29 protein-coding genes and 1 other RNA gene are annotated in these 26,520 nt (G+C 59.4%); 17 read left to right on the forward strand and 13 right to left on the reverse strand.

The annotated features are described in order from the left end of the window. The first annotated feature begins 9 nt into the window (after positions 1-9). Complete coding sequence (locus tag SIB46_RS01170) at positions 10-1,194, forward strand: class I SAM-dependent methyltransferase (protein ID WP_413296730.1); 1,185 nt, start codon at positions 10-12, stop codon at positions 1,192-1,194. Between the two features lie 5 nt (positions 1,195-1,199). On the opposite strand, the gene SIB46_RS01175 is transcribed toward SIB46_RS01170, so the two are convergent. Beyond that, positions 1,200-1,610: a tautomerase family protein gene (locus SIB46_RS01175; RefSeq protein WP_413296731.1), complete on the reverse strand. Its 411-nt coding sequence runs from the start codon at positions 1,608-1,610 to the stop codon at positions 1,200-1,202. 285 nt (positions 1,611-1,895) lie between these two features. Here SIB46_RS01175 and SIB46_RS01180 point away from each other — a divergent pair, with 285 nt between their 5' ends. Both SIB46_RS01180 and SIB46_RS01185 read left to right on the forward strand, forming a co-directional pair. After that, the gene (locus SIB46_RS01180; RefSeq protein ID WP_413296732.1) at positions 1,896-2,390 is read left to right on the forward strand and encodes a DoxX family protein; all 495 of its coding nucleotides are present in this window, start codon (positions 1,896-1,898) and stop codon (positions 2,388-2,390) included. A 74-nt stretch (positions 2,391-2,464) separates the two neighbouring features. Beyond that, a complete protein-coding gene (locus SIB46_RS01185) occupies positions 2,465-3,235 on the forward strand; it encodes a methyltransferase domain-containing protein (RefSeq protein WP_413296733.1) in 771 nt (256 codons plus the stop codon). Here SIB46_RS01185 and aroB read toward each other — a convergent pair. After that, a complete protein-coding gene (gene aroB / locus SIB46_RS01190; protein WP_413297807.1) occupies positions 3,232-4,335 on the reverse strand; it encodes a 3-dehydroquinate synthase in 1,104 nt (367 codons plus the stop codon). The genes SIB46_RS01185 and aroB overlap by 4 nt on opposite strands. Positions 4,336-4,426: 91 nt before the next feature. Here aroB and SIB46_RS01195 point away from each other — a divergent pair, with 91 nt between their 5' ends. The 7 genes from SIB46_RS01195 (at position 4,427) to SIB46_RS01225 (ending at position 10,466) form a co-directional block, all read left to right on the forward strand. Next, entirely contained in the window at positions 4,427-5,299 is an 873-nt protein-coding gene (locus SIB46_RS01195; protein WP_413296734.1) for a carbohydrate ABC transporter permease, read from the forward strand. Between the two features lie 25 nt (positions 5,300-5,324). Then, on the forward strand, positions 5,325-6,485 hold the full coding sequence (locus SIB46_RS01200) for a 5-(carboxyamino)imidazole ribonucleotide synthase (protein ID WP_413296735.1): 1,161 nt from the start codon (positions 5,325-5,327) through the stop codon (positions 6,483-6,485). A 6-nt stretch (positions 6,486-6,491) separates the two neighbouring features. Beyond that, positions 6,492-6,674: non-coding RNA, 6S RNA (gene ssrS / locus SIB46_RS01205), on the forward strand. 1,440 nt (positions 6,675-8,114) lie between these two features. Continuing rightward, on the forward strand, positions 8,115-8,366 hold the full coding sequence (locus SIB46_RS01210; RefSeq protein WP_413296737.1) for a hypothetical protein: 252 nt from the start codon (positions 8,115-8,117) through the stop codon (positions 8,364-8,366). A gap of 70 nt (positions 8,367-8,436) precedes the next feature. Beyond that, on the forward strand, positions 8,437-8,907 hold the full coding sequence (locus SIB46_RS01215) for a hypothetical protein (protein ID WP_413296738.1): 471 nt from the start codon (positions 8,437-8,439) through the stop codon (positions 8,905-8,907). Positions 8,908-9,008: 101 nt separating this feature from the next. After that, positions 9,009-9,200, forward strand: a complete 192-nt coding sequence (locus tag SIB46_RS01220) for a hypothetical protein (RefSeq protein ID WP_413296739.1) — start codon at positions 9,009-9,011, stop codon at positions 9,198-9,200. A gap of 519 nt (positions 9,201-9,719) precedes the next feature. Beyond that, on the forward strand, positions 9,720-10,466 hold the full coding sequence (locus SIB46_RS01225) for a methylglyoxal synthase (protein ID WP_413296740.1): 747 nt from the start codon (positions 9,720-9,722) through the stop codon (positions 10,464-10,466). Positions 10,467-10,565: 99 nt separating this feature from the next. Here the strand turns inward: SIB46_RS01225 and SIB46_RS01230 are convergent, their stop codons facing one another. Further along, on the reverse strand, positions 10,566-10,847 hold the full coding sequence (locus SIB46_RS01230; RefSeq protein ID WP_413296741.1) for a DUF2103 domain-containing protein: 282 nt from the start codon (positions 10,845-10,847) through the stop codon (positions 10,566-10,568). Between the two features lie 4 nt (positions 10,848-10,851). Then, positions 10,852-11,148: an ATP-dependent Clp protease adapter ClpS gene (gene clpS / locus SIB46_RS01235; RefSeq protein ID WP_413296742.1), complete on the reverse strand. Its 297-nt coding sequence runs from the start codon at positions 11,146-11,148 to the stop codon at positions 10,852-10,854. A gap of 83 nt (positions 11,149-11,231) precedes the next feature. On the opposite strand from clpS, the gene petN reads away from it, so the two are divergent. From petN to SIB46_RS01250, 3 genes are read left to right on the forward strand one after another with little or no spacing between them, the layout of a single operon-like run. After that, positions 11,232-11,333, forward strand: a complete 102-nt coding sequence (gene petN, locus SIB46_RS01240; RefSeq protein WP_011935824.1) for a cytochrome b6-f complex subunit PetN — start codon at positions 11,232-11,234, stop codon at positions 11,331-11,333. Between the two features lie 10 nt (positions 11,334-11,343). Further along, positions 11,344-11,478: a hypothetical protein gene (locus SIB46_RS01245; protein ID WP_255445338.1), complete on the forward strand. Its 135-nt coding sequence runs from the start codon at positions 11,344-11,346 to the stop codon at positions 11,476-11,478. Between the two features lie 6 nt (positions 11,479-11,484). Then, positions 11,485-12,723, forward strand: a complete 1,239-nt coding sequence (locus SIB46_RS01250; RefSeq protein ID WP_413296743.1) for a hypothetical protein — start codon at positions 11,485-11,487, stop codon at positions 12,721-12,723. On the opposite strand, the gene psb29 is transcribed toward SIB46_RS01250, so the two are convergent. Further along, positions 12,669-13,403, reverse strand: coding sequence for a photosystem II biogenesis protein Psp29 (gene psb29, locus SIB46_RS01255; protein WP_413296744.1), 735 nt, complete (start codon positions 13,401-13,403; stop codon positions 12,669-12,671). The genes SIB46_RS01250 and psb29 overlap by 55 nt on opposite strands. A 57-nt stretch (positions 13,404-13,460) precedes the next feature. Between psb29 and clpP the strand changes: the two genes are divergently transcribed. After that, entirely contained in the window at positions 13,461-14,051 is a 591-nt protein-coding gene (gene clpP / locus SIB46_RS01260) for an ATP-dependent Clp endopeptidase proteolytic subunit ClpP (RefSeq protein WP_011935821.1), read from the forward strand. Positions 14,052-14,132: 81 nt separating this feature from the next. Here clpP and ftsH read toward each other — a convergent pair whose 3' ends face one another. The 4 genes from ftsH to pyk are packed head-to-tail and all read right to left on the reverse strand — an operon-like array spanning position 14,133 to position 19,548. Continuing rightward, a complete protein-coding gene (gene ftsH, locus SIB46_RS01265; protein ID WP_413296745.1) occupies positions 14,133-16,049 on the reverse strand; it encodes an ATP-dependent zinc metalloprotease FtsH in 1,917 nt (638 codons plus the stop codon). Positions 16,050-16,098: 49 nt separating this feature from the next. Further along, positions 16,099-16,524, reverse strand: a complete 426-nt coding sequence (locus tag SIB46_RS01270) for an NUDIX hydrolase (protein WP_413296746.1) — start codon at positions 16,522-16,524, stop codon at positions 16,099-16,101. Beyond that, the gene (locus tag SIB46_RS01275) at positions 16,521-17,795 is read right to left on the reverse strand and encodes an ABC transporter permease (protein ID WP_413296747.1); all 1,275 of its coding nucleotides are present in this window, start codon (positions 17,793-17,795) and stop codon (positions 16,521-16,523) included. The genes SIB46_RS01270 and SIB46_RS01275 overlap by 4 nt, the downstream gene beginning before the upstream one ends. Beyond that, on the reverse strand, positions 17,764-19,548 hold the full coding sequence (pyk, locus tag SIB46_RS01280; protein WP_413296748.1) for a pyruvate kinase: 1,785 nt from the start codon (positions 19,546-19,548) through the stop codon (positions 17,764-17,766). Before pyk ends, SIB46_RS01275 begins: the two co-directional genes overlap by 32 nt. A gap of 45 nt (positions 19,549-19,593) precedes the next feature. Between pyk and SIB46_RS01285 the strand changes: the two genes are divergently transcribed. Together SIB46_RS01285 and SIB46_RS01290 are read left to right on the forward strand one after the other, a co-directional pair. After that, complete coding sequence (locus SIB46_RS01285; protein ID WP_413296749.1) at positions 19,594-19,923, forward strand: nucleoside triphosphate pyrophosphohydrolase family protein; 330 nt, start codon at positions 19,594-19,596, stop codon at positions 19,921-19,923. Then, positions 19,920-20,381, forward strand: a complete 462-nt coding sequence (locus SIB46_RS01290) for a hypothetical protein (RefSeq protein ID WP_413296750.1) — start codon at positions 19,920-19,922, stop codon at positions 20,379-20,381. Before SIB46_RS01285 ends, SIB46_RS01290 begins: the two co-directional genes overlap by 4 nt. Positions 20,382-20,921: 540 nt before the next feature. Here SIB46_RS01290 and SIB46_RS01295 read toward each other — a convergent pair. The 4 genes from SIB46_RS01295 to ilvA form a co-directional block, all read right to left on the reverse strand. Continuing rightward, positions 20,922-21,212, reverse strand: a complete 291-nt coding sequence (locus SIB46_RS01295; RefSeq protein ID WP_011935811.1) for a YggT family protein — start codon at positions 21,210-21,212, stop codon at positions 20,922-20,924. 86 nt (positions 21,213-21,298) lie between these two features. Further along, on the reverse strand, positions 21,299-22,231 hold the full coding sequence (locus SIB46_RS01300; RefSeq protein WP_413296751.1) for a phycobilisome rod-core linker polypeptide: 933 nt from the start codon (positions 22,229-22,231) through the stop codon (positions 21,299-21,301). Positions 22,232-22,450: 219 nt separating this feature from the next. After that, complete coding sequence (gene scpB / locus SIB46_RS01305) at positions 22,451-22,939, reverse strand: SMC-Scp complex subunit ScpB (RefSeq protein WP_011935809.1); 489 nt, start codon at positions 22,937-22,939, stop codon at positions 22,451-22,453. 27 nt (positions 22,940-22,966) lie between these two features. After that, positions 22,967-24,490, reverse strand: coding sequence for a threonine ammonia-lyase, biosynthetic (gene ilvA / locus SIB46_RS01310; protein ID WP_413296752.1), 1,524 nt, complete (start codon positions 24,488-24,490; stop codon positions 22,967-22,969). A 101-nt stretch (positions 24,491-24,591) separates the two neighbouring features. Between ilvA and dxs the strand changes: the two genes are divergently transcribed. Continuing rightward, positions 24,592-26,514, forward strand: coding sequence for a 1-deoxy-D-xylulose-5-phosphate synthase (gene dxs / locus SIB46_RS01315; protein ID WP_413296753.1), 1,923 nt, complete (start codon positions 24,592-24,594; stop codon positions 26,512-26,514). The last annotated feature ends 6 nt before the right edge of the window (positions 26,515-26,520 follow it).

The following is a 26,520-nucleotide window of genomic DNA, read 5'->3' on the forward strand; positions in this document are numbered from 1 at the left end:
TTCTCGTTGATGTCCAGCGGAGGTGTTGTGGAGGAACAGCAGCAGAGCTCCTGGCTGGTGCAGCGGCTTCAGGCCAGCGCTGGGCCGCAAAGCTTTATGGCGGTGATGGATTGGCTCCTGAATGACCCTGCGCATGGGTATTACGGCAGTGGCCAGGTGCGCTTCGGTTCTGGCGGTGATTTCGTCACCGCTCCCTCCCAAGGCCCGGTGTTTGCCGAATTGTTGGGCCGTCAGCTGTGGCCTTGCCTCGATGCCCTGGCCGCCGAGTCAGGACCCCTGACCTTGATTGAGTGGGGGCCTGGCGATGGGCAGTTGATGCGCGATCTCATCAATGGGATTGGCGCTGAATCTCCGGCTTGGCTGGACCGGCTCGAGCTGGTGTTGGTGGAGAGCAGTCCGGCGCTGCAGGCGCGTCAGCAGCAAACCTTGGCCGGCGCCGCTGTGCCTGTGCACTGGTGTTCCCCGCAGCAGTTAGCTGCTGAACCGCGCCGCGGATTGATCGTGGCCCACGAGCTTCTCGATGCCTTGCCCGTGCAGCGATTTGGCCTGCAGAACGGCCAGTGGCATGAGTGGCTGGTGGGCCTCGATGGGCAGCAGCAGCCTTGCTGGCAGGTGGGGGCTGGTTTGGCTCCGGCGGTGCTGGCGCAGTTGGAGCAGCTGGGGTTGCCGCCAGGCGGCGGCGGGCGTCCTGATGGCTGGAGCAGCGAATGGTGCCCAGCACTGGGCCCCTGGCTTGAGCAGGCACGGGCCTGTTTGCGCCAGGGATGGCTGCTGGCGATTGACTACGCCATGCCGGCTTCGCGCTACTACGCCCCAAGCCGTGATGGGGGCACCTTGTTGGCCTGCCGTGAGCAGCGCACCAGCACCGAGCTGTTGCGTGATCCCGGGCGTATGGACCTCACAGCCCATGTCTGCACAACCCTGGTTGAGCAGCTCGCCTCGGCTGCCGGTTGGCACTGGCAAGGGGCAGCCCTGCAGGGAGAGGTGCTGCTGCAGTTGGGGCTGGCCCAGGAGATCACGGCCCTCTCTGAGCCAGGGCCATTGCCCTTGGCCGCTCGTCTCAGCCGCCGCGAACAACTGCTGAGGTTGGTGGATCCCCACCTGTTGGGCGGCTTCTGGTGGTTGCTGCTCGAGAGCAATACGGCGCCACTACCGCAGCGGCCTGCCTGTCCGCCGGCTTGGTGGCCCAGCTGATCGCTTCAATCAGAACTCGATTCAGTCGTTTGGGCACCATTGAGTAGCTGCGCGATGCCATTACCAAAAGACCAATCTTCTGGGTTACTGGGTGTGATGCTGATGAAGAGATCCTCGGGTCGAAAGCCAAGTCGAGCGAACTCGCCGGCGAGAAGCTTGTAAAAGCTGGTCTTCATCTCTGCACTCCTTGGAGACGACGTGATTTGCAGCAGAATGGGTGGCTGATTGGAACGCTCAATCCCCCACATCGTTCTGTCGATTTGCATTCTTGATTGGGGACGCTCGTTGATGAGGTAGTAGCCCCCGTTGTCAGGAATGCCCCAAGCTTTCACCAAGCAAGCATGGGTGGCCTGCTGAATCTGATCAATTTGATTTTCGGGTAGTCCCTGCCAAACATTGATCGTGACCAGGGGCATAACGCAATCGCGAGGTCAGCGGATTCTTGCGCAGGATTTTTGGAGCGTTGAAGCAGGTGTATCCAACGCTTAACCGCTGATCGCTCAACCTGCTTTCAGGTAGACCATGCATCTGATCGACGGAGGGAATCGGCTAGCTGCTTGGCCAGCGCTCTCCGTTGGACTGGATGGAGCCTGTCGTGTGATCCAAGTGCAGGCCTGTCGTTGTGCTGCGTGCCAGGAGCAGTCACGGCAGCAGACAATCCTCCTTAAGGTTGATGTAGTTATGTAAAGCCCATGCAAGTCATGGCTCGATCACTTGGCTTCCTGCTCCTACGCGTCTGCGTGGGGAGCGTTTTGATTCACCACGGCTACGACAAACTCGCTGATATTCAGGGCTTTGCTGAATCGGTTGTCAAACCACTGCATCTGCCTTTCCCTGTTCTGCTGTCCTACGTCGCCGCCTATTCCGAGATCATCGGCAGTTGGTTGATGATTTTTGGCCTTGGCGCTCGCTTGGGTGGCCTGGCTGTTGTGGGAACCATCTCAGTGGCGATTTATCACTCCATCATCGTTACCGGTGGATTCAATATTTACGCGCTGGAGTTGTTGATCCTCTATTTCGGTGGCTCGGCTTGTGTGGCTCTCAATGGAGCTGGCCGTTTCTCGCTGGACTTTTTGATCATCCGTGCCATCGGCATGAGTTCTTCACCGCTGAAGGCCTTCGTGATGCGCCGTCCGCAGTTGGATGAACTCGAGGACTTTGTTGGAGTTCCTGTCTCCACCAGCGATAAGTACTGAACGGGATAGAGCCTAGAAATGGGTCTTCGCCTGTAGCCCCAACTGGTGTTGCTACGGGCGACTAGGTTTTTTCGATGTCTAATTCCTGCTGCCCTCCGGATCACCGGGATGCCATTGATGAGCGCTATGGCGCTGCTGCTTTGGAGCAAGAGGCCTGCCTGTGTGCGGCGGTGCCATTCGATCCAGCCCTGTTGAAGGTCATCCCCGAGGAGGTGGTCAGCCGCGATTACGGCTGCGGCGATCCCACCCGCTGGGTTCGCCCTGGCGATCGCGTGCTTGATCTGGGCAGTGGCAGCGGTAAGAACGCCTTCATCTGCAGTCAACTGGTGGGCGCTGAGGGTTCGGTGCTTGGGCTCGATCGCAATCCCAACATGTTGGAGCTGGCCAACGGTGCCTGCGGCTCTGTGGCGAGTCAAATCGGTTACGGCAATGTGTCGTTTCGGCGCGCTGAAATCGATCAGCTGGCGATCGATCTCGATGGTCAGCCCTTGCTGGCCGATGGCTGCATCGATGTGGTGCTGAGCAACTGTGTTTTGAATTTGGTGCAGCCGTCTCGGCGCGGACAGCTGCTTCAGGAAATCAGGCGCGTTACGGCCCCTGGGGGGCGCTTGGCCATCAGCGACATCATTTGCGACAAGCCAGTGCCGCTGGAGTTGCAGCAAGATCCCGATCTCTGGAGCGGCTGCATCAGTGGCGCTTGGCTTGAAACCGAGTTCTGCTCAGCCTTTGAACAACTGGGCTTCCGCAATGTTGCGCTCGTTGATCGCCAAGAAAAACCCTGGCAGGTGCACGCCGGAATTGAGTTTCGATCGGCAACCCTGACCGCTGAGCTGCCCTGCTGTTAGGCCTCAACACCGCTGGTGGCTTTGAGCGCAGCAACGGCAGCCTCGAGGTCTACGTCGTCTCGAGTTACCACTTGGCCGATGGCGGTGGGCAGCACAAAGCGGACACGGCCGTTTTGCACTTTTTTGTCGCGCAGGATGGCGGTTCGGATCGCCTCGGTTTCCAGTTCAGGGGCTTGCCACGGCAGGCCGCAGCGCTTGAGCAATGCCAACTGGCGCTGCTGCTCTTCAGCGCTCCACAGCCCAAGCCGCTGACTCAGCAGACCAGCGGCTTGCATGCCGATGCCTACCGCTTCGCCGTGCAGGTAGGTGCCATAGCCCGTCAGGGTTTCCACCACATGCCCCAGGGTGTGGCCGTAGTTGAGGATCGCCCGCAAGCTGCCTTCTCGTTCGTCGTGGGCCACCACCCGCGCCTTGGCCGCTGCTGATCGCCGCAGGATCTGTTGCATCAAGGGTGTGCCGATGGCCTCGAGGCTGTCCAGGGGGCCGTGAGCTTCGAGGGCCTCAAACAGCACCGGATCGCCAATCACGCCGTACTTGATCACTTCAGCCATGCCGGCGTGAACTTCGCGGATCGGCAGCGTGCCCAGGGTGGTCGAATCAATCATCACCAACCTGGGCTGGTGAAAAGCGCCGATCAAGTTCTTGCCACCGGGATGGTTCACGCCGGTTTTGCCGCCAATGGCGGCATCCACCATCGCCAGCAAGGTGGTGGGCACTTGCACCACGGCGACACCTCGCAACCAAGTGGCCGCCGCAAAACCGGTCATGTCACCCACCACACCGCCGCCGAGCGCCAGCATCAATGAGCTGCGCTCGAGCTGCATGGCGTAGGCCTTGTCATGGATCTGAGCCACGGTGGCCGGTGTTTTTTGCTCCTCCCCTGCTTCAATCACCAGCAGCTCGGCCTGGTAGCCAGCGGCGCTGAGCGATCCCATCACCGTGGTGCCGTAGTGCTCAGCCACCACAGGGTTCGACACCACCAAAACTTTGGTGCCCACCCGGATGGCTTGCTGCTTGAGGCGCTCGCCCAGCTGCTGCAGTGAGCCCTGGCCAATCACAACGTCATAGGGGCGCGTCAGCTCCACCGTCACGGTTGTCATCGCGCCGCCGCTGTCCATCGACACCACAGAACCAGAGCTTCTGAATGTATGGCCTGTTTGGCTCACAATGCGCAGGCAGCGAACCGAAGGCATGCGCCGCTCCCCCTGGCTCCCTTGGCTTTTCGTGGCGCCAGCGATGGTGCTGGTCTGCCTCACCGTGCTGGTGCCGGCGTTGATGGCGCTGTTGATGAGCTTCACCCGCTCTGGCCTCGATGTCAGTGAGCCACTGCAGTTCATTGGTTTGGCGAACATCCAACGGTTGCTGGCTGATCCGATGTTTTTGCGGGTGCTTGGCACCACAGCCATCTATTTGGTGGGCGTGGTGCCACCGATCGTGTTGGGCGCCTTAGCCCTGGCGGTGCTTGTGAATCGCGCCTTGCCGGGGATGCACTGGTTCCGTGGCGCCTTCTACACCCCTGTGCTGGTGTCGATCGTGGTGGCTGCCATCGCCTTCCGCTGGCTTTATGCCGAAAACGGCTTGATCAATGGCTGGGGCCAGGCGTTGTTTGGTGATGCCTTCACGCCGATTGGCTTTCTCACCGATCCCCTGCTCGCTTTGCCCTCAGTGATGCTGGTGACCCTGTGGAAAGGCCTTGGCTACTACATGGTCATCTTTTTGGCCGGGCTGCAGGGCATTCCCAAAGACCTCTATGAAGCCGCTGAGCTCGATGGCAGCGTCGGCTGGAGGCAGCACCTCGACATCACCTTGCCCCTGCTGCGCCCCTATGTGGCCTTGGTTGCGGTGATTTCAGCCATCGCGGCCACCAAGGTGTTTGAGGAGGTGTTTTTGATGACCCAGGGCGGACCGGCTGACTCCACCCGCACCGTTGTCTATTACGTCTACGACTTGGCGTTCCAGGAACTTGAGATCAGCTATGCCTGCACAGCCGGTTTGGCGCTGTTTCTGGTGGTGCTGGTGCTTGGCCTGATTCAGCAAGGGCTGAAGACCGGTAGCGCCAACTAGATTGAGCGATTGAATTGAGCTGCCTGTGAAGCGGCCGGGCATCGTTGGAAGCGGCCAGCTGGCGGTGATGCTGGCGGAAGCCGCAGGCCCGATGGGATTGAACTTGGCTCTGCAGGCATCCAGTGCCAGCGATCCGGCTTGCAAGCTTGTTGATGAGGTGGTGATCGGCGCCGCGACCGATGGCGCTGCCACTACTCAGCTCGCTGAGCGTTGTGATGCGATTGGTTTTGAGAACGAGTGGGTTGATCTCAAGACCATTGCTGAGCTGGAGAAGCGTGGTTTGGAATTTCAGCCCTCGGTGGCTGTTCTGCAGCAGCTGGTGGACAAACGCAGCCAGCACCTGTTGCTGGAGCGGTTGAATCTGCCTTGCCCGCGCTGGTGCGACCTGGCTGAGGTGGTGAGCGCTGGTGGTGCTCTGCCGGAGCACATGGAACTTCCTGCCATGGCCAAGGCGATGACAGGCGGCTACGACGGCCAAGGCACCGAACGTGTGCTCAACCGCGCCTCGCTGGAAGCGTTGTTGATGCGCGTTGATCCACGCCGCTGGATCCTCGAGGAACTGGTCCCGTTTGAGCATGAGCTGGCCGTGGTGGTGGCGCGCGATGCGGCTGGGCAGGTGGAACTGATGCCATTGGTGGAAACCCATCAGCATCAGCAGGTCTGTGAGTGGGTGCTGGCACCAGCCGGCGTGAGCCATGCAGTGGAAGCCCGTGTCCGTTCGATTGCGGTGTCGCTCGTCACGGCCCTCGACTACGTCGGCGTGCTGGCGATCGAAATGTTTCTGGGGCCTCAAGGCCTGTTGATTAATGAGCTAGCTCCGCGCACCCACAACTCCGGCCACTTTTCGATTGAGGCCTGCAGCACCAGCCAGTTCCAGCAGCAGCTGACGTTGCTCAGCGGCCAACCACCTTCCGCTGTGGAGTGGCTTGCCTCAGGAGCCTTCATGGTGAATCTGCTCGGTTTTGAAACATCCGACTGTCCCTACAGCGATCGTTTGCAGCAGTTGCAGCGCCTGCCTGGGGCCCACCTGCACTGGTACGGCAAAGAGCAGTCGAGGCCGGGGCGGAAGTTGGGACACCTCACCTTTCTGCTGCAAGCCAAAGATCCAGGGTTGCGCCGCCGTGAGGCCATGGAACGTTTGCAAGAGGTGCGTGAGCACTGGCCTGCTCCTGGTCAAACCCCCTAAATTCGGTTCGGACTGCTGTGTTGGTGTTTGCCCTGCCAAGTGTTCTGATCTGACTCCCTTTTCGACTTGGGGGAGATGTCCCGGAAGTGACGTAAACCGGCCCAGTAGCTGGAAACGAAGCTCCGCTTTTCTCCCTCTTCTGGTTTATCCAGGTCGAACCTCAGGTCATCACGGCACGGCGGTCCACCCAATTGCAATAGCAATGAGTGTCGGGGTTTGTTGGTTGCTCAACGTCTAACGCGTGGAGCTGAGCCTGAGCTGCAGGATCTCGGTAGGTGCAGTTGAGGGGGTGAACCTCAACATCAATCACTCGCAACGCCAGGCCTGCTCATTGGGCACAAAGTCGACCATGGGGATTGGGTCACCGTGGTTTTGTCGGCGGATGACAGGCATCAACTACCGGCATCCATCACCCGTGTGCGCTGGTGGTGGGCAAAGTCCTAGGGGGATCTGCATGGGCACCCCTAGGCAGAAAAGCCGCCTTTGAAGATGGCCTCTAGACGGGGCGGCTCAAGTCCCGGAGACGCAATCCTCCGGGCACTTATTCACAGAAGAGCCGGCCATAAAAAACGCCCTGAGGACTCACCCAGAGCGTCGCTGCTTTCGCCTGGTCCGACTGCTCGACAAACCAGGACATGTTTCTAGTAGCTAGTCAGCCCTGCTGTCCTGACTTATGCAAAGGACGCATGAAGAGGTTTGCTCATCAGCCTTTGTAGGTGTTCCATGGCCGCGCGCGTTCGGCCTCAGTTCGAGCGGCTTCACGCCAATAGAGCCACTGCATTTCCATCTCAGTGAGGTATCCGTGCCGCATGGCGTCCGCGTAGCCATAGGACTTGGTGACGGGTTTTGGCTTGCCTAGCGAGGAGTCTGTTCTTCTGAACATCGGCTTTTCCCCTCTTGGGTATTGCCCAATCCAAGCCAGAAGCCAGCACTGGGTTGATCAGCTAAGCGCTGAATTTTCACTTTGCGTCTCAGGAATGGCTGGACCTTTCCTCCGGTCGGCCGACTCCTTATCGCTGATGCGCCTCTTTCTTTCTGCCTTGATCTGAACAAGTAGTGAATTGACCGGTGCTTGGGATATCCACTGGTTGGCGATGGCCGTTGGGATCTGCCTCGCATGGGTCAGATTCCCAGCTGCATCCATAAACGGAAGGCACCGATCCCGAACCTCAGGACAGGTGCCGGCCGCGTCCGATCCCAACCACTGAGTCGAACTGTTTAGTCATGGCTCAGCGCTGGCGATAAATCCACGCTGGTTGGTTCGCTAACGCCTTGGTTGGGCTGGAGTACCAACGCTTTTGCACCCTGCTGGACCTGGTGCTGATGCCTTCTAATGACACCCACCATGGCTTCGTCTTGGCTTTCCACCGCCGTGAGGCGCTGGGTCTGAGCACTTTGTTGATCAAAGAGAACCAGAGCGGTCCAGTTGAAACGCTATGCACGGTCGTGGTTTTCCTTGGCTCGCTCCATCAAATCCAAGACACGCTGCTGTGCTGCGCCATCGAGGTCGTCACACGACGTAGGGACTCGCAACGTTCGTCAACGAACTTCTGTGTTGTTGATTCACCAAAACGGGGGATGCGGCTGGACCGCTGCTGTCCACACCATGGATGGAGATGGTGATCTCCTATGAACGCTCTGACTCGTTTGGTGATTGGCTCGGCCGCTGGCGGTTTGCTCGGTGGTGCAGCATTTCTTGGTCTGGAGGCTGCCACGGCTCACAAAGCCTCCGCTGAATCGTTCCAGAACCGAGAAGCAACGGTATTCATCAAGAACGATGCGCTGGCTAACAAATTGGGCACCCGCTTCCTCGAGGAATGCGAGGCCGCCCAACGCAGCGGTAGCGCCCACGTTGAGGTCACCTGTTGGGGCTCGTTCTGACGCTTGGTGTGAAACGTGTTGTGGTTGCCGGGGTCCTGCCAAACCACCACAACAGCAGCACACTGGCTGTATGAAAAGAATCCTCCTTTCTTTGGTAGCTCTGAGTTTGAGCGGCCCAGCGCTGGCCCAGGATCTTGATCAAACCGTCGAGCAGTTCCAGCAGCAGGCAGCGGAGCAGCGTGCCAAGCAGGAAACCTGCATCGCCAATTGGAATGAGGCTCAGTTCCAAGCGGCTGATCCGATCTTGGTGAACGAGCGTTTTCTGCTCAAAGATGGAACTGTGCAGGGTTTCAACTACGACCCAGAGATTGTGCGCAACAACGACGAGTGCCTCACCGGTGATGTGGTGTCGTTGATGGATCAGCAGAATCAACCTGGGTGTATCACCCCTTCAACCGTTTTGATCCCTGGTTTGGATGATTGCCAGGCAACGATGTATCGCCTCGAGGTGGATGGCTTGGTGCTCTACACCAAGTCAAAATCTGATCAAGACAATTCCTTGACACGGAATTTGATTGGTGTTCGGCGCGTTGGCTACTGATCAACCCAGAGCGATGGCGACCGTGGGTTGATGAAGCTCTGACAACATTCATTGGCAGCTTGGGGACTCAAGTGTTTGAGTGCCGCCAAAGAAAATTTTCCATGGCCTGGTGGACCGCTGTTTTTAAAGAGAGCGATGGCTCCACAGAAGAGCTCGAGGTCAGCACCAGTACGACCCTGCGATACGAGGCTTGGAACAAGGTCATAACCATGTTTCCCAATAAAGAGCTTCTGCAACTGCAAAGTGCTGATGAGCTGCCGACAACCCTTGAGGAGTGGAATAGCCGCAGCTGAGCCCACCGTGTTGACTAGGGAGATGCCACTGCTTTCTCGCGATGCGTTTTGTTGAGGTACTGCGTCGCTTCTGGAAAAAATTCCTGGCGAATCTCAAGACCAATCGAGCTCCACTTGACATGTTTGTTGCGCAGCAACGTCGACCGAAATAAGGCTCTCCATGATCTGATCTTTAGCCCCGATGCATACGGGATGATCTGTCTCTGCTGTCAAGGCGCCGATAACCCCGCAGTTTGGCCACGGCTTTGTTTGGGGAGGCCTTGATGATGATGGATCCAGAGGCTCAAAAGTTGGTTATCGAGCAGCTTGTGGTGATTGGACTTGTAATCGGGCTGTTTTGGTGGGCATGGTTGCGGTTGCTTGATTGACGCGTCGGGACTGCAAGGATCGAATCGTGGATTGTTTTTGTGTTGTTGGCGCTGTTTTTGACTGATCAACCTGTGATAGGTTCTGCGTCGCTTTTGCTTGAAGATGTCCCTGGATAATCAGTTCTTGCTACGTCAGTTCAGAAAGGCTGCCTTGGACCGGTGGTTAACTCCTGAGCAGCTTTTGAGATCTGTTGATGTCAATCAAGATGGCACAATTGATTTATTAGAATTTTCTGATTTTTTAAATTCGCTTAACTTTAATCTTGGATCAGAAGATTCGGTTAAGCAGCTGTTTGGATCTTTTGATCATTCTGGTGATGGTCTGATTGATCTGGCTGAGGTGTGCTCGGCATTGGGGGCGATCCCTTCGGGTCTGCCGGTTCAAGACGATCAGGCCCCAGCTGACGACAGTGCGATTCAGGAGCGCAAGAGCTCAAAATTTGTGTCGTTGGTGGCCCACAACGATATGAAAAATGTGTTGATTAATTTTGTTGCAGGAAACAAGCCCTTTTTCGCTGGATTGCCCCTGGTCACAACGGGCAGCACAGGTCGATCACTCAAGAAAAAGCTCGGTATTGAGGTTGAGAGGCTTGTGGCCAGCGGCCCTTTGGGGGGTGATCAAGCCATTGGCGGAATGATCTCGGAAGGGCAGATTGCTGCCATCTTTTTCTTCAAAGATCCACTCACCTCCCACGCCCACGCTTCTGACATTGAAGCGCTAACGAGGTTGTGTGATGTGCATCAGATTCCTTATGCCACCAACCCCGCCAGCGCTGAAGGGCTGATGATGTCGTTAAAGGCGTATGGCTTGGATTGGGAATTGCATCGCCAAGACAGTGCTGTTGTTCAGAGCTACAAAAATCAGCAGCAAGGTGTGATCGATTCCTACTCCAGCTAAATCAGCTTGTCGTTCAACGCGCCTTGACAGCTTCGTTCGGCCTTGACGGGGACGTTTGATTTACTCAATTTCTCCAAATTGCTTGAGGTGAGTACCTATTCAGGGGTTTTGCAGCAAGGCCTTGATGCGTTGTTGGAGCTCATCTCGTTCAAGAGGCGTGACAACGAACACCTCCTGCGCGCTGGTGCCGCGCCTTGCGACCAGCTTGTGCCCGCCAGTGATTGGGGCTGAGATCCTCAGCTTGAGTCCTTGGCAGCGCCCTTTCACGCGGCTAATCACTGCCGGGGTCACCGTGACCACTTGGGGATCCTTGGCCAACTGCTTGAGCAGCGGGATCAATCCTTCGAGGTAGGTGCTGTGGGTGATGACCACCCGCCCCATGGCCTCAGGCCCGCTCCAATGGGGCCATGGTGAGGCCCTCGGCGCCCAATTGCATGTGATAAAGCTCCGCTTGCTCCTGCGGACCCACCCAAACCACGGCTTGGCCGTCGCTATCGATCTGCTGAGCTAACGACCAGGCGCGGTCAGGATTCATGCCGGGGATGTATTTCACCAGGCAATCCACCACGTGCTGAAAGGTGTTCACCTCATCGTTGAGTACCACCACCTTGAAATTGGGATAGGGAGCCCGCTCCAGCAGGGTGCTGCCGGCTGTTTGGCGGCTGGGAGCTGAGCTGGTCAACGCTGAATTCCTACCGATTGCGCCATTCTGCGCAATCACCCCTCCCGCTTTCAGTACAGTCAGCACGTTTGAACGACCGTCCTGTGCTGATCTCCTTGGGTTGGGCTGCTTTGGCTGCCACGTTCACCTTCTCGATCGCCATGGTGGTCTGGGGCCGCAACGGCGACGGATCCATCAATTTCTGATCCTCATCTGATGTCCGTGGTGGAGCTGCCGGGGACAACCCTGCTGGCCACGGTGGCAGCGGCGTTGCTGCTGTTCGTTAGTGGTGGTGTGATCTACCTCTCGGCGGTGGAGTGGCGTGATCGCCGCCGCCGCAAGCGTGATTAATCGGCCATGGGCCGTCTGCTTGGTTCTATCGCGGCTGCTGCAGGGCCGGCTGGTGTGGCTGCGTTGCTATGGGCTACGGCGCCCCCATCGGCCAGCCCAGAGCTGAAGCAGCTGCTGCCCATCAGCGACCTGATTCAGGCATTCCCTGCGCTGCCTCGGCCGCAGCCCCCAGCGCTGTGGCAGCAGCGTTTGCCGCAACCATTGGCCGCAAAGCTTTGGCGCAATAAAGCGATCAGCTGGTTTCAGCTGTGGGGTGAGCATGCCGGAGCCCCGCCCTATTTGATGCTGCCTGGTGGCGCAGAGCTCGATGTGATCCCCCACAGCCTGCGTTTGGGGGGGTATCGCCTGGTGGCTGCCGATGCCCTCAGCCTCCAAAGCCTGCAGCAGAGCTTGGAGGCGCAAACCAGCTCAGAGCTTGGCTGTGAAGCGTTGGCTGGTTCTCCACCGGCTCTGTTTTGGCAAGGCGAAGCCCTGGCGGGTTGGTTAGGGAGTTGGTCGCCGCTGGCTGAACCCCTGCGCTGGGGCTGCTTAACGCTGCGCGGCGATCGTTTCTGGGGACAGGTCAGCACGGGCCCAGCAGCCCTGCAAACCGCCTTGCAGCCCCCCGCCCAACGTCCAATCAGTGTGTTGCCGGAGCCTGTGGTGTTGCGGCTCCAGGGGCGCCGGATGGCGCCGCTGTTGCAGCCCTTGCTGGATGCCCTCAGCTGGCCTGCGGTGCTGCTGCCCCATCGCAGCTGGTTGCTCAATAGCCCCTTTCAATTGGAGCTGCGCCGCAATCCAGAGCAATCGCCCTATCGCGCCAGCCTTTGGCTTCGCTTGTGGCCCGCTGATCGCCACCGCTTGGCTGTGGCGCGGTTGCAGCGGCAGCTGGAAACGCAGCAGGCGCCGGGATGGCCAATCAGCGCAGCGGGTCCGATCAGGCGCGTTCAGCAGCCTGATGGTCCTGTTCAAGCTGGATGGCGATGGTTCCCCAGTGGTGAATTGTTGGTGGTGCTGGGCGCTGATGTCCCGTTAGCCAGCCAGCCCCAACAACCATCCAGTGGGGTGTTGCGTGAGGGCTTGCAGCTCAGTGCCGCCCCCGCCGCGATGCAGCAGCTGCAGTTGCTGCCAGTTGGGCTGCCTGCGTTGTGGGGCGGTTTGCAGCAACTCGATGCGGAGTTGCAGCCAGCGCATCAAAGCGGTGGTCCAGCTCAGCTGGCGGGCTCGCTCACCTGGCCTGTGGCAGCTGCAGCCGGTTCACCCTGACGCTGCTCGCGCTTGCGGCGTTCAGCAGCCACGGTTTCCTCGAGCAGCTCCACAGCCTGCGACATCTTTTCCAGATTGCTGGCGTAGAGGCCCATGTCTTTCTGCAGCTTGTCTTTCTGCAGGCCCATGCTGTGGCCGAGTTGGTGAGCCCGCTCCTGCAGGGCCTGGGGGTCTTGGTCATCGCCACCGCTGAGATCTTGCAGCAGCCCCATCAGACCAACGGCATGCAGGCGTGAGTAATGGAAATCGCTGCGGCCTGCCTGCTGCAAGACGCGCTTGAGCACATCCGGTGCACCTTGGCCCTGCTGCTCGATCCAAGACTTGATCTCGGCTTCGCCATGGGGAACCAATTGCTCCTTGAGTTGCTTGGCGTCTTTGCGCAGTTGATCGGCCTTCAGGCCAGCTCCAGAGCAGATCGCTGCAAACAGCTCCTCCTGACGTTCAGCAGGTTTGAACCCCTGCATCAGGTTGTCGAACACCTGGGTGAGCCCCATCGCAAACAGCGAATCGGCCTGGAAGCCGGCCTGCCCAGCGAGCAGGTGCAACTCCACCAACAATTCATCCACCACCCGGCGGTAGAGACCGGGGATGACATGGGGGTAAGCGGCGTAAAAACGGCGCTTGCTGTCGGCAACGGTTTGCGGGTTGCTCAAGGCCATGCTCTGCAGGACTGCGACCATAGCGCTCAGAGACCTTGTTTCCGTCAGTAAGATCGCCCCATCTGACTTGTTGTCCCCATGATTCCCATCGTGATTGAGGAGTCCGGACGGGGCGAAAGGGCGTTTGACATCTATTCGCGTCTGCTGCGCGAGCGGATCATCTTCATGGGTGAACCGGTGACCGCCGAATCGGCCAACCGGATCGTTGCTCAGTTGCTGTTTCTGGAGGCGGAAGATCCAGACAAAGACATCTTTTTGTACATCAATTCACCCGGCGGCTCGGTCTACGACGGCCTTGGCATCTTCGACACCATGCAGCACGTCAAACCCGACGTGCAGACCGTGTGTGTTGGCTTGGCCGCCAGCATGGGTGCTTTCTTGCTCGCCGCTGGTGCTCCTGGCAAGCGCAGCAGCCTGCAGCACTCGCGGATCATGATTCACCAGCCTTTGGGCGGCGCCCAGGGCCAGGCCAGTGACATCCGCATCCAGGCCGATGAAATCTTGTTCCTGAAAAAGCGCCTCAACGAGGAACTGGCCCAACGCACCGGCCAGCCCCTGGATCGGATTCAGAAAGACACCGACCGCGACTTTTTCATGTCTCCTGCTGAGGCGGCTGAGTATGGCCTGATCGACAAGGTGATCGATCAACGACCGATTCACGCCATTTGAGTGCGATCTCAAAGGCTGAGTAATTCGGCAACAAAAAACCCCCTGGTGATTCACCAGGGGGTTTTTAATGAGCTATTGGGATCAGGCCGTTGGAAGTAAAGGGCTGAAACGTTCTTTCTCAGGGATGCTGACGAATTCAGACACCACATCGCGGAAATCATTGCCGTCGAGGGTTTCTTTCTCGATGAGGAGATCCACCAGGCGATCCATGCAGTCGCGCTGATCTGCCAGCAGGTCAACGGTTTCTTTGTAGCAGCGCTCAACGATGGAGCGAACCTGCTCGTCGATCTGGTTGGTGATCGAGTCTGAGACGTCGCTGCGGGTCATCAAGTCACGGCCCAAGAACACCTCTTGGTTGCCAGCTTCAAGAGACAGAGGACCCAAGTCACTCATGCCGAAGCGGGTCACCATCTGCCGGGCCATGCTGGCCACCTGCTGAATATCGCCACCGGCACCGGTGGTGACTTCAGCATGGCCAAAAACGATGTCCTCAGCAGCGCGGCCGCCGAGAGCGCCCATGATTCGAGCCCTCAGTTGGGCGCGGCTCACCAGCATTTGCTCTTCATCAGGAGCAAACCAGGTCAAACCCTGGGCCTGACCACGTGGAATCAGGGTCACCTTCTGCACGGGATCGTGATCCTTGACCAGGGTTCCCACCAAGGCATGGCCCACTTCGTGATACGCGATCAAACGCTTGCTGCGGCCATCGGTGAGGGGTTGCCCCTCCATGCCGGCAATCACGCGATCAACGGCATCGTCGATCTCGGCCAAGGTGGTGGCTTCCTTGCGGCGCCGCGCCGTCAGAATCGCCGCTTCGTTGAGCAAGTTGGCCAGATCAGCCCCTGTGAAACCGGGAGTGCGGCGAGCAATCACCTCAAGACTCACGTCTTCCGCCAGTTTTTTGTTGCGGGAGTGCACTTCCAAGATGGACAGGCGGCCCTTGATGTCAGGGGCATCCACCGTCACCTGACGGTCGAAGCGGCCGGGGCGCATCAGCGCTGAATCGAGTACATCCGGGCGGTTGGTCGCCGCCAGCAAGATGATGCCGCTGTTGCCCTCAAAGCCGTCCATCTCGGTGAGCAGCTGGTTGAGCGTCTGCTCACGCTCGTCGTTACCACCGCCAACACCGGCCCCGCGTTGACGGCCAACGGCGTCGATCTCGTCGATGAAGATCAAGCAGGGAGCGTTCTCTTTGGCGCGCTTGAACAGGTCGCGAACGCGGCTGGCGCCAACGCCCACAAACATCTCCACAAACTCCGAACCGGAGAGGGAGAAGAACGGCACACCAGCTTCACCAGCGATGGCTTTGGCGAGCAGGGTTTTACCGGTTCCAGGAGGGCCCACCAACAGCACACCGCGGGGGATGGTGGCGCCCAAGGCGGAGAAACGCTCCGGCTGCTTGAGGAAAGTCACAACCTCTTCGAGGTCTTGCTTGGCTTCTTCCACACCAGCAACGTCATCAAACATGACGCCGGTTTCCGCTTCCATGGCAAAGCGAGCTTTGCTCTTGCCGAATTGCATGGCCTGACCAGGGCCACCGGGCATGTTGTTGGAGCGGCGTGCCAAGAAGATCAGGGCGCCGATCAGCAGCAGCGGGAAGGCCAGATTGCCCAGGATCCCGAGGGCCGGTGGAGTTGTGCGGGGAGGATGCACATCGAAGCTGATGCCTTGCTCTTCGATCTGGCTGATAAGTTCAGGAGCCAGACCGGGCAGGTCAACGCGCAGACGCTGAACGCGGTTATCGATGTAGGGGTCCACGGCTTCAACAACCGCGGTGCGGCCACCGTCGTAGACATCAACAGCGGTGATTCGGCCGGCTTCGAGGTAATCGAGGAAACGGCCGTAAGCCACGCGCGCCACTGCGCTGTTGCGAGGAGCTTCAGTGGGGCCGTTGGCCGCTTGCATTGGGCCGCCGCCGCGCACCACTTGCAGTCCAAAGAAGACAACCAGGGCGATGGGCAGGGCCCAAAGCGCGATCAGTCGCCAGCGGTTGTTCATAGGAAGCTGCCCCGTGCCACCAAAAATGTTTCGCGATTGTAAAGTCTTCTCAGGCTTGATCGCGTTCTTTTTTCAGCTCTTGTACTGCCCGCTTCAGTGAAGGGGCAAGAGGACGCCATTGCTGGCACTTCGGGCTCCAGATCGAGCCACTGAGCAATTCATCGAGTGCAGCAACCACCATGTCTTGCCCTTCCAGCAGGGTGAGCGACTCCAGCGGCACAGCTAGGGGACCACGAAAAAAGTGGCGGATGCGCTGGGCATCGCGCAGTTCAAACCAAGGGGGCAGATCGCTTTCTGCCCAATTGATCTCCTCCTCGAGTTCGCGGCGAAGGGCCGCTGCGGGCGTCTCGCCGGGGTCGAGATGGCCGCCAAAGAGAGCCCACTGACCGGGATAGAGGATGCCTTCGATGTCGTCGCGAAGCTGCAGCAACCAGCGGCCATCGCACTCGATCATCGCGATGGCCACTTCGCTCACAGGCGTCTGAGGGCCACGATCGGATCGAGTTGGGCGGCGCGGCGCGCGGGCACTACACCAAAGAACAGGCCAATCGAGCCGGAGAGCAACACCGTGCCCAGCACGCTCACCGCGCCAATGCTGGCGGGCAGCGGGGTGAAGGCCGCCACGGCTATCACAGCGCCCACACCCAGGCCACTGCCCAGTAAGCCGCCAAGGCTGGAGACCACCAGCGCTTCCACCAAAAACTGCAGCAGCACATCGCCGCTGCGGGCACCCACGGCCTTGCGCAGCCCGATCTCTTGGGTGCGCTCACTCACCGACACCAACATGATGTTCATGATCCCGATGCCGCCCACCAACAGGGAAATACCGCCAATGGCGGCCAGCATCAAAGTGAGCCCGCCTGTGATCGTGCCCACGATCGAGAGGGCATCTTTCTGGGATCTCACAGCAAAATCGTCTTCTCGCAGGATTCGGTGCCGTTGCCTCAGCAGGTTGGTGATCTGAAACCTTGCTGCACTAATGGATGCCGGGTCGCGAGCCTCAACGCTGATGAAGCTCAAGGACGTGCCATAGGTGGGATCACGTCCGCTAAGGCGGTTCACCATCGTGCTGAGCGGCACATAGGCCGCGTCGTCTTGGTTTTGCCCTAGGAAGGCCCCTTTGGAGGCCATGATTCCTATCACCTGGAAGCTTTGGTTCTTGATGCGAACCGAGCGTCCAATCGGTGAGCCTTCAGGCAGCAGTCGCTCGGCGAGATCAGGTCCCAACACCGTCACGGTGCGGGCCGCTTTGAGGTCTTCGTCCGAGAAGAAACGGCCCTGGGCCATGTCAAAGCGCCGCACCGAGAGAAACTCCGGCGTGATTCCCGTCACGGTCACCGTGGCGCTGAGGTTGCCGGCTCGAACCGTTTGGCTGGTGGTGATTTGAGGGGCCACCTTGGCCACGCTCGGCACTTGCTCAGCGATGGCGTCGGCATCGGCCAACACCAGGGTTTTGGGATTGCTAATGCCGCGGCGGCGGGTGTCGTTGTTGCCCGGCACCACAAACAGTACGTTGGCCCCCAGGCTGCTGAGCTGATCTTTGGCCAGGTTTTGGGCGCCTTGGCCCACACCCACCAGGGTGATCACCGAGGCATTGCCAATGACGATGCCCAGCATCGTCAGCAGAGAGCGCAAGCGGTTGGCCCCGAGCGCGCCCAGGGCCATTCCAACGGTTTCACGGAGCGGTAGTCGGGCAACGACCACCGCGGCGGATTCAACCGATCGTGTCGGCGCTGCTGTGGTCATGGACGTGGGTGCCCCGGTGCACCATCCCGTAGCGGACATCGAGGGTAACCACCTCTCCTTGGCGCACGTCGCGGGTGGCATTGGCTACCCCTGTGATCACAGGGATTCCCAACCGCTGGCCGATCACAGCGGCATGGCTTTGGCTGCCATCTTCTTCAGCAATCACACCACCGCAGCGGCGAATGGCTTCGAGGTAACTCGCATCGGTGTGGGGCACCACCAAGATTTCGCCGGCTTCGATGCGGGCGGCTTCCTGCGGTGAATTGGCAATGCACACCTGGCCGCTCACTGGCTGGCTGCCAAAACCAGTGCCCCGTCCCAGCACTGCTGAAACGATGCCCACCTTGACCAGATCGGTGGAGCCACTGACGCCGGCCAGGGTTCCTGCGGTTTGGATCACCAGATCGCCGTCTTGCAGCAGCTTTTGTTCTTGAGCAACGCCCATGGCCAGGCTGAAGGTGCGGCTGGTGGAGGCCTGGGTGGCAATCACCAGAGGGTTTACGCCCCAAACCAATTGCAGCTGGCGGGCCACCTTCACGTCGCTCGTGATCGCCAGGATCGGAGTTGAAGGGCGGAACTTGCTAACGGTGCGTCCCGTGGCGCCACTTTTGGTGAGCGTCAAGATCGCGGCGGCATCGAGTTGGGTGGCGATCGTGCTCACCGCCATGCTGATGGCGTTGGGGATTGTGCAGGCCAGCTGGGTGTCGGGTTGGCGGTTTGGGTAGTCCTTCTCAATGCGCCTGGCGATCCGGTCCATGGTTTCAACGGCTTCAACGGCGTAGTCGCCAACAGCGGTCTCGTTAGAGAGCATCACCGCATCGGTGCCATCGAGAATCGCGTTGGCCACATCGCTCACCTCGGCGCGGGTGGGCCGGGCATTGGCCACCATGCTGTCGAGCATCTGGGTGGCCGTGATGATCGGGATGCCCATGGAGTTGGCCTTGCGGATCAACTCCTTCTGCAGCAGGGGCACTTCCTCGGCCGCCATCTCCACGCCCAGGTCGCCGCGGGCCACCATCACCCCGTCGCAGAGCGGCAAGATGGCGTCGATCTGATCGATCGCCTCAAATTTTTCGATTTTGGCCACCACTGGCGTGGCATGGCCCAAGGAGCTGATCAGCTCCTTGATCTCCTGCATGTCGGAGGGGTTGCGCACAAAGCTGAGCGCCACCCAGTCGACGCCGAGCTGCAAACCAAAGGCCAAGTCATTACGGTCTTTGGCCGTCAGCGCGCGGACCGAGAGTAGGCAGTCGGGGAAGTTGACGCCTTTGTTGTTGGAGAGCTTGCCGCCAACGGTGATCTTGCAGTGCAGGGTCTGCTCGGCCTGGTCGATCCAGTCGACCTTCATCTCCACCTTGCCGTCATCAAGAAGGATGCGGCTGCCTGGCTCCACTTCGCTGGCCAGCTTGTCGTAGGTGACTGTGGCGATGCTTTGGGTGCAGGGCACATCGCGTGCCGTTAGGGCGAAGGAATCTCCCTTGGCCACGGTGATTGGACCATCGGCAAAACGGCCGAGGCGGATCTTCGGCCCTTGCAGGTCTTGCAGGATTCCAACGTGAACTCCCAGTTCATGGGCCACCTGTCGGATCGTGGCGGCGCGCTGGGCATGCTCCTCATGATCTCCGTGGGAGAAGTTCAGTCGGAAGGTTGTGGCACCGGCCAGAATCAGCTGCCGAATGCTGTCTGGTGATTCTGTGGCCGGCCCGATTGTGGCGACGATTTTGGTACGTCGCTGATGATCGGGCAGGGGCATGGACCGGGCCTGAAGCGTTGCGGAAGCTACCACCCGAACGTTCCCATGGATCTCAACAATTATCAGCGGCAAGCGCGCAACACAGCCCTGTACCCCGATCTGGGCAGCAATCCCATCTATCCAGCTTTGGGGCTCTGTGGGGAAGCCGGAGAGGTGGCTGACAAGGTCAAGAAGGTGTTGCGGGATGAGGCAGGGGTGTTCAGCGATGAGCGCCGCCAGGCCATCGCCTTGGAGCTTGGTGATGTGCTCTGGTACGTCTCTCAACTCGCCGATGAGCTGGGCTTCAGCCTGGAGAGCGTGGCGCAGGCCAATCTGGACAAGCTGGCCAGTCGAGCCCAGCGTCAGGTGATTGGCGGCAGCGGAGATCAGCGATGAAACGCGCCTTTTTGATGGCCCTTGTGGTGCTTGCCCTGTGTTTCCCGCAGCCGCTCTGGGCCGCTGAGCTGAGCGTTAGTGATTTGCAGCTGGCCCCTTGCCCAGAGGGTGACGCCGGCGCCCAGCCGGATTTGAAGCGGCCTGTGGGGGCGAGTTGCTATGCCCTGCGCGGTGTGGTTCACAACCCCGGCAAGCGGGCCGTGGTGGATGCCGATCTGTTTGCACAGATCTTCGATCGCGGGGGTGAGCCTGCTCTGCAGAACCGCACCCGGGTCGGATCCCTTGGCGATGTGCCGCCTGGTGATTCCGACTTTGCTCTGCGCTTATCGATCCCTGCGGGCACCCCAGAGCCTTTGAGCGTGTCGAAGGCACGGGCCAGGGGCTTTACCGCGCCCGTGCGCACCCGCGCTGGCTCAGACGATGAATTGCTGCCCTTGGAACTGGAGCTGCAGGGCTAAGGCCCTTACTGGTGCTCGAGCTGTTGACTTCACGCCTGAAGGGTTGCCCAAGCCACCACAAAGGCCAGCCCCACAAACCCCACAAGGCTGAGGTGAAAGCCGTCTTCGAAGATCTTCTCGGCCGCCCACAAGATCACGCAGGCACACACGCATCTGATCGCCAAGTCCATGGAGACAGAGGGATTTTGGCAAACGTTGCTCGAGCAAGGTCAAGCTGCCGTTGGCTTGAGGCAAAGATTCGGTAAACGGTTGGCTAACGGCTGCGCTCAGTGCTCAAGCGTCAGGTTGGCCCGTCTTGCCGTAGGTCACTGATTTGGGTTGGCGGAACTGGCGATAGCCACGAGCCAAGTGCTCCAGGCTTTTAGCGATGTGTTCATCAGTGCAGCCACTCATTGCCTTAAGGCGGTCCAGTAGCCAAACCACCTCGTTGAGCGTTTCTTGCGTGGCAGACGCCACATGCTCAGGGTTCACCTAACTAATCAAAAGCACTTGATCAGTTTGCTCCTCCAGCTGGCCTTGTGTCTTGGATTGGGCTCTGAATCAGTAACCGAACCCACCGCTGTAAAACGACGCGCTGGCGCTCGAGAGCAGTGATTGCAGAAGGTTTAAGGCGATGAAGGCAATGATGGCCGATAGATCCAAACCGCCAAGGGGTGGGATCAAGCCTCGGAAGACATTGAGATAGGGATCGGTGATCGAGCTGACGGCGCTCAGCACGGGGTTGCCCCAGTCGAGGTTGGGAAACCAGCTCAGCAGGACACGAACGATCAGCACGACCGTGTAGATGCTCAAGGTTTGAGCCAGAACACCGAGTAGGAAGCTGAGATCCATCGTGTGTGGGATTTATCCGAATCTATCGAGCATCACTTTTAAAGGAAGAGGGGCTGTGGTGGCAGCCCCTGATGGATTAACAGCGATCAAAGACCCAGGAACATCGCTGGAATGCGATCAAGGGCATGAATGCCGGCCATCTGTGAGAGCACATTGACGAGCATTCCCGCCAGGTGAGCGCCACCGACCAGGGCCAGACCACGCCACAGCTTCTCGAAATCGGCTGGAGGCTTGCCAGCCCCCCAAGCCGCCGACACGCCAACGAAATTGACCTTCTTGCTCACCTTGATGGGCAGGGGAGTTCCCTTGGCCAGATTGCTAAGCAAAATCGATGCGGAGCCGTTGTTGCGATCGCTGGTCACAAAGTTTTGCTCCAGCGCTGCCATACGAACAAAGTTGATCATTGGCATGCCGCTGGCTGAGGTCCAAGCTCTTGAGTAAGGAACCGTGGCAGCTCCAAAGACTTCTGTGTATTCGGCCGAATCAATCAAGCTATCGACCATGGCGTCGTACCCATGCTCGGCTTGGAGTGAGATTGCAGCAGCTACTTCTTGCTCGCTTAGGGGCGGTCTGCCGAGCAAATGCTTGTAGGCCAACTCAATCCCGCGGAATGGGGCAACGGCTGAGAAAAAACGGTCCTTGTAAAAATCGCGCTTGACCAAAGCACGCACAAATTCACGAATGTTGAGAGAGCCGTTGCTGAGCTGGGATTCCAGCTCAGAGGCCCGCTCATTGTCCATCACATAGCAGTTGCCATGAAGATGCCGGTAGGTGGCATGAATGGCTTGCTGAAGCGTTGCGCTATCCGAGGCTGAGTAATAGTTGAAGGTCACCCGGTGCGGGCACTCGTGGTGATCTCGAGGCCCCACGCCAAGCTTCATTTCAGCGCAAGAAGCCCGCAGGAAGTCGGCGTTGGTGAGCGCTGCAACGGCCGCATCACCATTCGATTTGCTGTAGGTAACGCCCTCGGTTTTGGTGATTCCACCAAAGTCCATCTTGGGTGACAGGGAGTTGTCCATGGGGCGTCGATTTTCGGGTCGGCTGTATGCATTGCCATGGCGATAAAGCCAGGCAGAGGATGCACTTGAGGGCGTATAAACGCACTCTGCGCCAGCTCAAACTATCCGCTACGACTGCAATCAACTCGCCAGGTAATCAAACTTGAATTACCTCAAAGAAAATTTGCGTTGAGGAATGTGAAAGTGCGAACTTCAGGCTGTTTTTATGTGCTGCTTCTGCTACGCCGCTTCGGCGCTGACGTTGTTTAAGGCAAATGTGCGATGAAATTTCTCGGTGAGGCTGATCCAAAACGAACGGCCCTCACTCTGGCGTTTGCGTTCGATGAAGCCGTGTTGCAGCAGCTCTTTGATGTGGTCGTAGGCCCCACTGCCGCGCAGGTCCACGAGCTCCGATTGCAGGATTCGTTTTTTCAGCGCCACCGTGGCCAGGGTCCGCAGGCTGGCGGTGCTGAGGTCCACAGGAACCAGCTCTTGCACCAACGCCGCCAGGTTTTGGCGCAATTGCAGGCTGTAACCAGCACTTTCTTGGCGGATTTCCAGCGCCGTATCGCGGTGGGCATAGTCCGCCATCAAGGTGATCAGCGCTAGCTCCACCTCATCGCGCTCACAACCGGCGAGCTCGCTCAATTCCGCCAGGCTCAGGCAGCGCCCCTTGAGGTAGAGGATCGCCTCGAGTTGGGCTGGAAGGGAGAGCTCGGTTGAGACCATTGGCGCAACGTAGCGGTCGTTTTTGTCTCAGGCCAGGAAAAGCTGATAGGCGGGGTTGTTGGTTTCCTCCCAGCTTTGGAAGGGCAGCCCAGCTAAAACCTGCTGCCATTGCTCCAACTCCTCAGCTGGAACTTGGACTCCCACAACGATCCGGCCCACATCAGAGCCCTGGTTTCGGTAATGAAAAATGCTGATGGTCCAGCCCGGGTGAAGGGCTTCCACAAACGCCATCAGGGCACCGGGGCGTTCGGGGAATTCGAAGCGATAGAGCCGCTCAGGGACTGGGTCTTGCCCTGGTGCTGCTTCTGGTAGCCGCCCGCCCACCATGTGGCGCAGGTGCAATTTGGCCAATTCATTGCTGGAGAGATCCACGCAGGAGAATCCCCCCTCTTCCAGCAAGGCTGTTAATGCCATGGCGTCTTGGCGGTTGCTGGTCTCCACCCCCACGAAGATTTGCGCCCGGTGCCCGCGGGCCTGGCGATAACTGAATTCCGTCAGGCTGTGACTGCCAAGCAAACGGCAGAACTTCCGCAGGCTGCCGGGTTGCTCAGGGATTTCGACGGCCAGCATCGCTTCGCGTTGCTCGCCCAATTCCGCCCGTTCGGCCACAAAGCGCAGCCGCTCGAAATTCATGTTGGCGCCGCAGGCCACCGCCACCAAGGCGCTGCCCTGGGGCCAACGGGCCGCGTCGGCTTTTAAACCAGCCACAGCAAGGGCTCCAGCCGGTTCAAGGATTGAGCGGGTGTCTTCAAAGACATCTTTGATAGCGGCACAGATGGCATCGCTATCGACCGTCACCATCCGGTCCACCACCTGCTGCGCCAGACGAAAGGTTTCTTCCCCCACTTCACGCACAGCCACGCCATCGGCAAATAGCCCCACCTGCTCGAGCCGTTGGCGCTCGCCGGCTGCGAGGGAGCGGGTCATGGCATCGGCATCCAGCGGTTCGACGCCAATGATCTGAACATTCGGCCAGAGGGCTTTGACGTAGGCGCCAACGCCAGCAATCAGGCCCCCGCCCCCCACGGCCAGGTAGATCGCCGCCGGTGGTTCGTTGCATTGGCGGAGGATTTCCATGCCAATGGTTCCTTGACCAGCGATGACTTCGGGGTCATCGAAGGGATGGATAAAACAAAGCCCCCGCTCCTCCTCAAGGCTTCGGGCATGGGCCTGGGCCGCGTCGAAGCTGTCGCCATGGAGCACCACTTCTGCTCCGCGGCTACGGACCGCTTCCACCTTGGTGCGCGGCGTTGTCACCGGCATCACGATTACCGCTGAGCAACCCAGGCGCTGGGCGGCTAAGGCCACGCCTTGGGCATGGTTGCCGGCACTGGCTGCAATAACCCCGCGCTGCAGCTGTTCGGCGGGCAGCTGCACCATCTTGTTGAAGGCGCCCCGCAGCTTGAAGGAGAAAACAGGTTGCAGATCTTCGCGTTTGAGCAGAACCGAGTGGCCCAGTCGCTGCGATAGGCGCGTGGCAGGATCCAGTGGCGTTTCGCGGGCCACCTCATAGACCCTGGCGCGCAGGATCCGCTGCAGGTAACCCTCCATGACCTGGTCTTGATTGCCCCCATCCTCCCGGTTTGCTGCCGTTGATGCCATCAACCGTTGGGAAGGGGTTTTAGATTTGACGCTTACGGGGCGTCAGCAGAATGCATCTCAGCGAGCTGAGTCATCCCAATGAATTGCATGGTCTGAGCAGCTCAGAGCTCGAAGACGTTGCGCGACAGATCCGTGAGAAGCACCTGAAAACCGTGTCCACCAGTGGTGGACACCTGGGCCCAGGCCTGGGGGTAGTGGAGCTCACCTTGGCCCTCTATCAAACCCTGGATCTCGACCACGACCGGGTTGTGTGGGACGTGGGGCACCAGGCCTATCCCCACAAGCTGATTACCGGGCGTTTCAACGAATTCCACACCCTGCGCAAGAAAGATGGTGTGGCTGGCTATCTCAAGCGCTCCGAGAGCAGCTTTGATCATTTCGGCGCAGGCCATGCCTCCACCAGCATCTCGGCGGCTCTGGGTATGGCGATTGCCCGCGATCGCCAGGGGCAAAACCACAAATGTGTTGCGGTGATTGGCGATGGAGCCCTCACCGGAGGCATGGCTCTGGAGGCCATCAACCACGCCGGCCATCTGCCGAAAACACGCCTGTTGGTGGTGTTGAACGACAACGACATGTCGATCTCACCACCGGTGGGGGCCCTCTCCAATCACCTCAATCGCATGCGGCTTAGCCCGCCCATGCAATTCCTGACGGGCAGTGCGGAAGAAGCGGTGCGTCATCTGCCCTTCATGCAGGGGCAAGTGCCAGCTGAGCTCAACCGGATCAAAGAGGGCATGAAGCGCTTGGCGGTGCCCAAGGTGGGCGCTGTGTTTGAGGAGCTTGGCTTCACCTATATGGGCCCGGTTGATGGCCATGACATCGGGGCCCTGGTGCGCACCTTCCAGGAGGCTCACCGCAGCGAAGGCCCGGTGCTGGTGCACGTGGCCACCACCAAGGGCAAGGGCTACCCCTATGCCGAAGCCGACCAAGTGGGTTATCACGCCCAGTCGGCCTTTGATCTCACCACCGGTAAATCCTTCCCGGCGAAAAAACCCAAGCCCCCCAGCTACAGCAAGGTGTTTGGCCAGACCCTGGTCAAGCTCTGCGAGCAGGACTCACGCATCGTTGGCATCACTGCGGCGATGGCCACCGGCACCGGCTTGGATTTGTTGCAGAAGGCTGTACCCGATCAATACGTCGACGTAGGCATTGCTGAGCAACATGCCGTCACCCTGGCCGCAGGCATGGCTTCCGATGGCCTCAAGCCTGTGGTGGCCATCTACAGCACGTTCCTGCAGCGGGCCTACGACCAGCTGATCCACGACGTGGGAATTCAAAAGCTGCCGGTCACCTTTGTGTTGGACCGTGCCGGCATCGTGGGCGCTGATGGCCCCACCCACCAAGGCCAGTACGACATCTCTTACCTGCGTTGCGTCCCCAACTTCACCGTGATGGCGCCCAAAGACGAAGCCGAGCTGCAGCGCATGCTGGTGACTGGTTTGCGCCATGACGGTCCCATTGCCTTGCGCATTCCGCGGGGCTCTGGCGAGGGTGTTCCTTGTTTGGAAGATGGCTGGGAACCTCTCGAGATCGGTCGCGGTGAACTGCTGGCTGAGGGGGATGATCTTTTGATCGTGGCCTATGGCGCCATGGTGGCTCCAGCGATGGCCACAGCTGGTCTGCTGCAAGAGCAGGGCATCCGCGCCACCGTCGTCAATGCCCGCTTCCTGCGCCCCCTTGATGAAGCGTTGCTGGTGCCTCTTGCCAATCGCATCGGCCGCGTGGTGACCATGGAAGAAGGCTGTTTGGCCGGCGGTTTTGGTGCTGCAGTGATGGAAGCGCTGCATGAGCGTGATGTGTTGGTGCCGATGCTGCGGTTGGGCATTCCTGATCAGTTGGTGGATCACGCCAGCCCCGATGAATCCAAACAAGCCCTTGGTTTGACGCCGCCGCAAATGGCTGAGCGCATCTGCGAACGCTTCGGCTCGGCCTTTGGCGATCGTCTGCAGCGCCAAACCCTCTCGGTGTGAGTTCTG

It is taken from the genome of Synechococcus sp. MIT S9452, assembly GCF_047304245.1.
GTDB lineage: Bacteria > Cyanobacteriota > Cyanobacteriia > PCC-6307 > Cyanobiaceae > RCC307.